Source organism: Deinococcus sp., assembly GCF_025362455.1.
Taxonomy (GTDB): domain Bacteria; phylum Deinococcota; class Deinococci; order Deinococcales; family Deinococcaceae; genus Deinococcus.
The window spans coordinates 1-7,537 of the sequence record NZ_JANYGJ010000099.1 but is presented as its reverse complement, the minus strand read 5'-3'; the positions used below and the strand labels follow the sequence as shown (position 1 = coordinate 7,537).

At 65.6% G+C, this 7,537-nt stretch carries 8 protein-coding genes; 4 read left to right on the top strand and 4 right to left on the bottom strand.

The window, feature by feature from the left end:
• Window positions 1–19: 19 nt before the first annotated feature.
• Window positions 20–721: a 50S ribosomal protein L25/general stress protein Ctc gene (locus Q0R23_RS07665; RefSeq protein WP_293911877.1), complete on the top strand. Its 702-nt coding sequence runs from the start codon at window positions 20–22 to the stop codon at window positions 719–721.
• Between the two features lie 110 nt (window positions 722–831).
• On the opposite strand, the gene Q0R23_RS07660 is transcribed toward Q0R23_RS07665, so the two are convergent.
• Window positions 832–1,491 carry a hypothetical protein gene (locus Q0R23_RS07660; protein WP_293911875.1) on the bottom strand — a complete coding sequence of 220 codons (660 nt, stop codon included), beginning with the start codon at window positions 1,489–1,491 and terminating at the stop codon, window positions 832–834.
• 30 nt (window positions 1,492–1,521) lie between these two features.
• Between Q0R23_RS07660 and Q0R23_RS07655 the strand changes: the two genes are divergently transcribed.
• Window positions 1,522–2,745 (top strand): MFS transporter, encoded by a 1,224-nt coding sequence (locus Q0R23_RS07655; RefSeq protein WP_293911874.1) that lies wholly within the window; start codon window positions 1,522–1,524, stop codon window positions 2,743–2,745.
• 110 nt (window positions 2,746–2,855) lie between these two features.
• Here Q0R23_RS07655 and Q0R23_RS07650 read toward each other — a convergent pair whose 3' ends face one another.
• The 3 genes from Q0R23_RS07650 to moaA all read right to left on the bottom strand — a co-directional run bounded on the left by Q0R23_RS07650 (window position 2,856) and on the right by moaA (window position 5,615).
• Window positions 2,856–3,458, bottom strand: a complete 603-nt coding sequence (locus Q0R23_RS07650; RefSeq protein WP_293911873.1) for a TetR/AcrR family transcriptional regulator — start codon at window positions 3,456–3,458, stop codon at window positions 2,856–2,858.
• Between the two features lie 61 nt (window positions 3,459–3,519).
• Window positions 3,520–4,212: a GntR family transcriptional regulator gene (locus Q0R23_RS07645; RefSeq protein WP_293911871.1), complete on the bottom strand. Its 693-nt coding sequence runs from the start codon at window positions 4,210–4,212 to the stop codon at window positions 3,520–3,522.
• Window positions 4,213–4,598: 386 nt separating this feature from the next.
• Entirely contained in the window at window positions 4,599–5,615 is a 1,017-nt protein-coding gene (gene moaA / locus Q0R23_RS07640; RefSeq protein ID WP_293911869.1) for a GTP 3',8-cyclase MoaA, read from the bottom strand.
• 32 nt (window positions 5,616–5,647) lie between these two features.
• On the opposite strand from moaA, the gene Q0R23_RS07635 reads away from it, so the two are divergent.
• Together Q0R23_RS07635 and Q0R23_RS07630 are read left to right on the top strand one after the other, a co-directional pair.
• Complete coding sequence (locus Q0R23_RS07635; RefSeq protein WP_293911868.1) at window positions 5,648–6,379, top strand: hypothetical protein; 732 nt, start codon at window positions 5,648–5,650, stop codon at window positions 6,377–6,379.
• Window positions 6,380–6,548: 169 nt separating this feature from the next.
• On the top strand, window positions 6,549–7,537 hold a 989-nt coding region (locus Q0R23_RS07630), incomplete at its 3' end, for an AMP-binding protein (protein WP_293911866.1).

Here is a 7,537-nt window from a genome sequence, read left to right as displayed (position 1 = left end):
GCAGCAAGGAGAGACCAACATGGAACTGAAAGCCACCCAGAGAAGCAAACAGGAAAAGCTGGCGGAGGGGTTTATTCCCGCCGTCGCCTACAACAAAGAAAACAACGTCTCGTTCGCCATCGACCTCAAGGCTTTTGACCGGGCCTTCCGTGCCCAGGGCACCGCCGGACTGTTCGACATCGCCATCGAGGGCGGCCAGACCTTCCCCGCGCTGGTCAAAGCCGTGCAGATGGACAAGCGTAAGCGCATTGCCCAGCACGTCGATTTCTACATGGTCACTTACGGCGAGCCCATCGAGGTCACCGTGCCGGTCCACACCAAGGGCAAAGCCCAGGGCGAGATCATGGGCGGCCTGGTCGATGTCGTGCTGCACAGCCTGCACATCATCGCCCCCGGTCCGCGCCGCATTCCCCAGGAACTGGTCATCGACGTGACCAACCTCAAAATCGGCGACCATGTGTTTGCCGGTGACATCAAGCTGCCCGAAGGCGTCAAGCTCGCTGGTGAAAGTAGTGTGATGGTCGTCAGCGTCCTGCCGCCGCGCATGAGCGCCGACGAGGCCGCCGCCGAGACCCAGGCCGCCAGCGTCGCGGGCATGGTCGCGTCCGGCGAACTCAGCGAAGCCGCTGCCGAAGCCGTGCTGGAAGGCGACACCAGCCTCGAAGAAGCCAAAGCCGAAGTGGCCGCTGAGTCGAGCGAGGGCGAGAGCAGCGAGTCGTAAGCTACCCCCGCCAAGACGCGGCCTGGTGATGGGGCCGCGTTTTTTATTGTGCTGAAGGGGATATTCTCCGGTCCCGTATCGTCATCCTGAACTTCGTTACGGATCTCGCCCTACCTCTGCACCGGAATCAACGCCACCATCAGCACATACTCGCTCGCCTGCTCTGAACGCTCACTGACCTGCTTTGCTCCCCCGAACGTCTGCGCCTGCTCAAACGCCTGCGCGAGCTGCGCGGCTACTGCCTGAGCCTGCGCCACGTCCAGATGCACCGTCATGTCGCGGAACAGCACCGGGCGCCCATCTGGCGTCGCTTCCGGTGGCAGATCGGTGGTGTACACCGCGCCGTGCTCGTTGAGCATCAGCGCGTGGCCGGAATGCCGGTGCTCGTGCAGCATGGCGCAGTAGGCTTCGGTCAACCGGGCGAAGATCGGTTTGCCCTGCGCGGCTACCCGGTCTTCCAGCGTGGCGTAGGGCGTGGTCCCGAACGACACGAAATAGCCGTCATGTACCGACCTGTAGACCTGCACGGTGCGCCCGGCGCGGGGGCGGCGCTCTACGACCTCAATCAGCTCGGCGTCCAGCATCACCTTCACCCGGTAGAGCATGGTATTCAGCTCACAGCCGACGATTTGCGCCGCGTCTTTCACGGTCCGGCTCTGGGCCAGAAACGGCGCGAAATACTGCTTGCTGGTCGGCTTGGTCAGCAGCGCGGCCTGGCGTGGATCGGTGACGCGGTGCAGATTCATGCTAGGTGAATCGGTGTCTGTCATTTGCAGTAGCGTACCCGTCAGCGTGGAGGCATGTCTGAGCCTCAGCGTTCGCTTCTGTTCCAACCCAGTTTCCTCCGTGTCTGGCTCTCCGGGCTGATTTCCTGGCTCGGCAACGGCGCTCTGTTCATCGCGCTGCCGGTGCAGGTCTACAACCAGACGAATTCGACCCTCATCACCGCGCTGGTGGTCATGGCCGGGGCGCTGCCGGGCGTGATGGTGGGTCAGTTCGCTGGGGTCGTGGTGGATCGCTCGGACTACCGCCGGGTGCTGGTGCTGACTAACCTGGCGCTGAGCCTGGTCACGCTGGGTTTTTTATTCACGGCGCAGGCGGCCTGGTGGGGCTTCGTGCTCGTGAGCTTCGTGCATTCCAGCGTGGGTCAGTTTCTCGGCCCGGCGGAACACGCCCTGCTGCCCGCGCTGGTCAGCCCCGAACGGCTGGGCGAGGCGAACGGCCTGAACGCGCTGAACGGCAACCTGGCGCGGCTGCTCGGCCCGGTGCTGGGCGGCGTGCTGCTCACTGAGCTGGGTTTTGCGGCGGTGATCGTCTTCGACGCGCTGACCTACCTGCTGGCGGCGGGGCTGCTGCTGGGCGTGGTGAGTTCGGTCGCGGTGCGCCCGCCCGGACGCCCAGCCTTCCTGCTTGAATGGCGCTCCGGGCTGGAGGTGGTGCGCTCCAGTTTTACTTTGCGGCTGATCTGCCTGGTCGCGGCGGTGGTCGGCTTCGGGGAGGGTTTCGTCTCGACGCTGATGGCGCCTTTCGTGCGGAGCGTGCTGGGCGGCGACGGGCAGACATTGGGGCTGATTTTTTCGGCGCAGGCGCTCGGCGGCCTCATCGGCGCCTGGCTGGTGGGCCGCCTGGCCGACCGCTGGACGGCGCTGAAGTTGCTGGCGGTGGGAGCGCTCGGCAGTGGAGTGCTGCTGCTGGCCTACTTCAACTACGCGCTGCTGTACCCCTCAATCTGGCCTGCGGTGCTCATCACGGCGCTGGCGGGCCTGCCCTTTGCCATTTTCGGCACGGCCCAGACGCTGGGTTTGCAGCGGGCCTCACCGCCGGAGCTGCGGGGCCGGGTGTTCAGCCTGTGTTTTGGTCTGGTGGGCCTGAGTCAGCTCGTGGGCATGGGTGTGTCCGGCGTGCTGGGCGAGCGAATCGGCGTGCTGGTCATCAACGTGGACGCACTGACCTACCTGATTGCGGCGGGGCTGGCGTACAGCAAGTGGGGGAGACTGGGCAGGGGTGGTCGTCCGGCTCGTTGATCTGGATGAAGAGCACGGTGGCTCGCCGTGGCGCCTACCTGTTCAGACCAAAAAACGCGACCCCCATCCAGGGCCGCGCCTCCCACTTCCCACTCCCTACTCCCCACTGCCTACCTCCTCAGCACCCCTTCCATCAGAAAGCTCAGCGTCAGCCGCATCTCCTCGGCCAGCGAGCGCTCGGTGCCGTAGGCGCTCCAGCGCAGGGCGATCATCAGGTAGGTGTCGGCGATCAGGTTGCTCATGCGCTGCAAACTCAGGTCGGTGCGCAGTTGCCCGGCCTGCTGCATGGGCCGCAGCACCAGCTCGATCACCCGGCTCAGCGGCAGGGCCTGGTAGGCGATGTGGGCGCGTTCGGGGCTGGGGTTCATCAGCTCGTAGGCCAGCGGCGGAATCAGGTCGCGCTCCTGCCCGCTCTCCTCGGCCAGACGGGTCCAGACTTCCTCCAGCACGCCAGCGGGCGCTACGCCCTCGGCCAGACGGCTCTCGGCCAGCTCGCGCAACCTTCCCATGATCTGGGCGCCGTAATCGAGCAGCACGGCTTCCTTGTACGGGTAGTAGTTGAAAAAGGTGCCGCGCGAGACGTTCGACGCCCTGGCGATGTCGGTGGCGGTGGTGGCCTGAAACCCGCCCTGTTTGAACAGGTCGATGGCGACGTTGTAGATGCGCGTGCGGCGCTTTTCTTTCTGGCGTTCGCGCAGTGAGGGAGCGTCCATAGAGGCTTAAAATACTGCACAGGAGTTCAAATTTGTACGGGGCCTACTAGACGTGAGCTGCTTACGGCTCGAAGCTGTCCTGAAAGGCGTAGCGGTCGCCGCGCACCCAGTAGTTGACATACGAGACGCGCTTGGTGCCGCTGTAGGTCGTGCGCCGCAGCAAGAAGGCGGCGGTGCCCACCGGCACGCGCAGCAGATCGGCTTCCTCCTGGCGCAGATTGACGGCCTCCAGGGCCTGCTCCACGCGGGTCAGCGGCACGCCCATCGCCACCATCACCTCGTGGATGCTCTCGGCGCTGAGGTTGTGTGACAGCAGTTCGGGGGCCAGCGCGGCGTTGATGTAGCGCTTCTCGATGACCAGCGCCTCGTCTCCGGCGGTGCGCAGGCGGTGAATGAAGATCACCGGGTCGCCCGACAAGACCTGCAAGACGATGGCGATTTCGGGCGTGGCCTGAATCTGCATGGCGTGCAGCACGTTGGCGCGGTGCTCCGGGTGGCGTGCCCACTCCTTGAAGGGCCGGACCCGGAACACGCCCTGGCGAAAGCGTTTGCCGGTGGGAAAGGTGCCCGCGCCCTGCACCCGGTAGACGTAGCCCTCGCGCTCCAGCTCGTCGATGGCGCGGCGGGCGGTCATGCGCGAGACCTCGAATTCGCGGGCCAGTTGCGGCTCGCTGGGCAGTGGCAACCCTTCCTGATAATGCCCGCCCAGCAGACGGTCTTTCAGGGTGGTTTTGATGAGCGGGTACTTCGCCATTTAAAGCCCTCCGGGGCGGTGCGACAGCCGTGAAACGAAACGTTGAGCAGGAGACACCGGAAATTAAGATTGTCCCCGGTAGGTGCCCTAGACGGGTGCCCTGATTGCTCTATCTTAACCGACTTCGTGTACTTGACACACCAGCCGCTGGGTGCCGCGTTCCCCGGTGAGTGACAGATTAGCTGACAAGAAAGGTCAATTGTAGAGGCGGAGCTGAGAACGCCGCCGCGACTGAGCGCTGGAGCCGCGAATGATCCAGAAATTAATGTCGGGTTGAATGTCGTTTGGCACGTCGTCAAGCCCGCTCTTTGACGTTGGGACCTTCAGTCTGGCGCTCAGGGCTGCTGCTCGGTTGACGTGGTACTCGACATGGTGCTTACCCGCCCTCAGCCGCCGATGTGCGACATCTCGACTTTCACCCGCGTCTGGGCGGTGGCCTCTGTGCGCTCCTCGCTGTAGCGGTCCCGGCGCACGCTCCAGACGCCGCGCAGCAGCTCAATCAGCTCGGCGTCGCTCTTTCCAGACCGGAGCGGACCGCGCAGATCGAAGCTGCTGGTGGCGAACAAGCAGGTATACAGTCCGCCTACCGCCGAGAGCCGCGCCCGTGAACAGTCGCCGCAAAACGGACGGGTCACACTGCTGATGACGCCCGCCTCGAAGCCCTCGGCGCCCTGGTAGCGCGTGGCGACCTCGCCGGGATAGTGGGCCGGAAGCGGGCGCAGCGCCTGCGCTCCAGTCCCCAGCCGGGCGATCACCTCGCTCGACGGCACCACATTGTCCAGATTCCAGCCGTTATGGTTGCCCACGTCCATGAACTCGATGAAACGCACCACCGCCTTCTCACGCAGCGCCTGCCACAGTTCGCTCAGCCCCTCTTCGTTGACGCCGCGCTGCACGACGGTGTTGACTTTGACGCCGAGTCCGGCGACGAGCGCAGCCTCCAGGCCCGCCATCACCCTGTCCGGATGCACGCCCAGGCCGTTCATCCGCCCGAAGACGCCTGGGTCGAGCGAGTCGAGGCTGATGGTCACGCGCCGTAACCCGGCGTCCTTGAGCGGCTGGGCGAGTTTGGGCAGCAGCAGCCCGTTGGTCGTCAGGGCGATGTCCTGCACGCCGGGAAGAGTGTTCAGGCGCTCGACCAGCTTCGGCAGATCACGCCTGAGCAGCGGCTCGCCTCCGGTCAGGCGCAACTTCTGGACGCCCAGACTGGTGAATACGCAGGCCAGGCGCTCGATTTCCTCAAAAGTCAGCAGCTCCTCACGCGGCAAGAAGGCGTAATCCGGGCCGAAGACCTCGCCGGGCATGCAGTAGGTGCAGCGCAGGTTGCAGCGGTCCGTCACCGAAATGCGCAGATCGCGCAGCGGGCGGCCCAGGGCGTCGAGGAGGGCAGGGGAGGCCGTCATGCTGCCGGTTATAGCTCAGCGCCGGGGCGGGCGTGGCGAGGTGCGCCGCAATACCAGTTTCGGCCAACACCCGGCCTGCCCGGTTCAATGACCTTGAGTCAGACGGCTTTCTGGGCAACGCCGCCAACGTGCTGGTCGGCAAGGACGCCATCGAGGCCGCCAACAAGGCCGGTAACATGGCCGCGCCGCTGCTGGCCGAGGCGCTGTTTGGCGGAGCGGGCACCTTCGGCGGGCAGCTCGGACTGGCCTTTGTCGCGGGCCTGACCATCAGCGCCTCGGCCAGCTTTACACACGACATCTACAACGGCGTCATCAAAAAGGGTCAGGCCGCTGAGCGCGATCAGTTCCGGGTCGCCCGCCTCGCCACCGTGGCTATCGGGGTGGTCGCCATCGCGGCCAGCGCCAACCTGCCGGTGATTTTGTTTACTTTGTTCTGGAAGAAGTTCAGCGCCACCGGCGCCATCTGGGGCATCGTGGGCGGCATCACGACCTGCCTGCTGCTGATCGCGCTGAGCCCCAACATTTGCACCGTCGACCCGCCGACCAAGCTGACCGGGCGCCATCCGGTGCAGGCCGCCGCCCTCTTCCCGCTGGAGAACCCCGGCCTGGTCAGCATTCCCGCCGGATTCCTGCTGGTCATGCTCGGCACCGCCATCGGCGCCCGCCGCCGCAACGAGGCCGACGACGCCCGCGTCTTCGAGGAGATGAAGTTCCGGGCCTACACCGGTGCGGGCGTGGACGGCACGGTGGCCTCGCACGACTGAATCACTGCTAACGGCGGCCCCCGGCTTCGCGGCTGGGGGGGGTGCCGTTCACCCAGCACTCGTTGCCGAGATACCGAGCGGCCCAGTCTCAACACCGGGTATAGGATGGCCGGACCGAGCACAACCTCAACTTTGTCCATCCCTCAGCACGTCACAGGAGAGCCCCGCGATGACCGATTCTATCCAGACCACCCCCAATATCGACAACGTGCTGCACGAGACTCGCCGCATCGCGCCGCCCGCCGAGTTTGCCCGCCAGTCCAGTTACACTGCCGAGCGCTACCACACCGAGTACCGCCGCAGCCTGGACGACCCCGACGCCTTCTGGAGCGAGGCGGCCAGCGAGCTGCACTGGTTTTCGCCCTGGACGCAGGTGCTCGACTGGCAGGAGCCGCACGCCAGATGGTTCGTGGGTGCCCAGACGAATATCGCCTACAACGCCCTGGACCGTCAGGTGGCCGCCGGGCTGGGCAGTAAACGCGCCATCGTCTGGGAAGGCGAGGACGGCGAGGTGCGGACCTACACCTACTCGGAATTGCTCGCAGAGGTGAAGTGCGCCGCCAATATGCTGCTCTCGCTCGGCGTGCAGGCCGGGGACCGCGTGACCATCTACCTGCCGCTGATTCCCGAGGCCGCCATCGGCATGCTGGCCTGCGCCCGCATCGGCGCGGTGCACAGCGTGGTGTTCGGCGGTTTCTCGGTGTCCGCGCTGGCTGACCGCCTGAATGACGCCGCCAGCAAGCTGCTGATTACCGCTGACGGCGGCTTTCGCAAGGGCGCTGCGGTGGCGCTCAAGGCCAACGCCGACGCGGCGGCTGAGCAGTCTCCCACCGTCGAGAAGGTGCTGGTGGTGCGGCGGGCGGGCTGCGCCGTGACCATGCAGCCAGGCCGCGATGTCTGGTGGCACGAACTCTCGCCCCAGGTGTCCGCCGAGCACGAAGCCGCCCAGCTCGATTCCGAGCACCCGCTGTTCGTGCTGTACACCTCCGGCAGCACCGGCAAGCCCAAGGGCATCCTGCACACCACCGGCGGCTACATGGTCGGCACGGCGCTGACCATGCGCACGGTGTTTGACCTCAAGGACAACGACCTGTTCTGGTGCACCGCCGACGTGGGCTGGGTCACCGGCCACAGCTACAGCGTTTACGGGCCACTGCT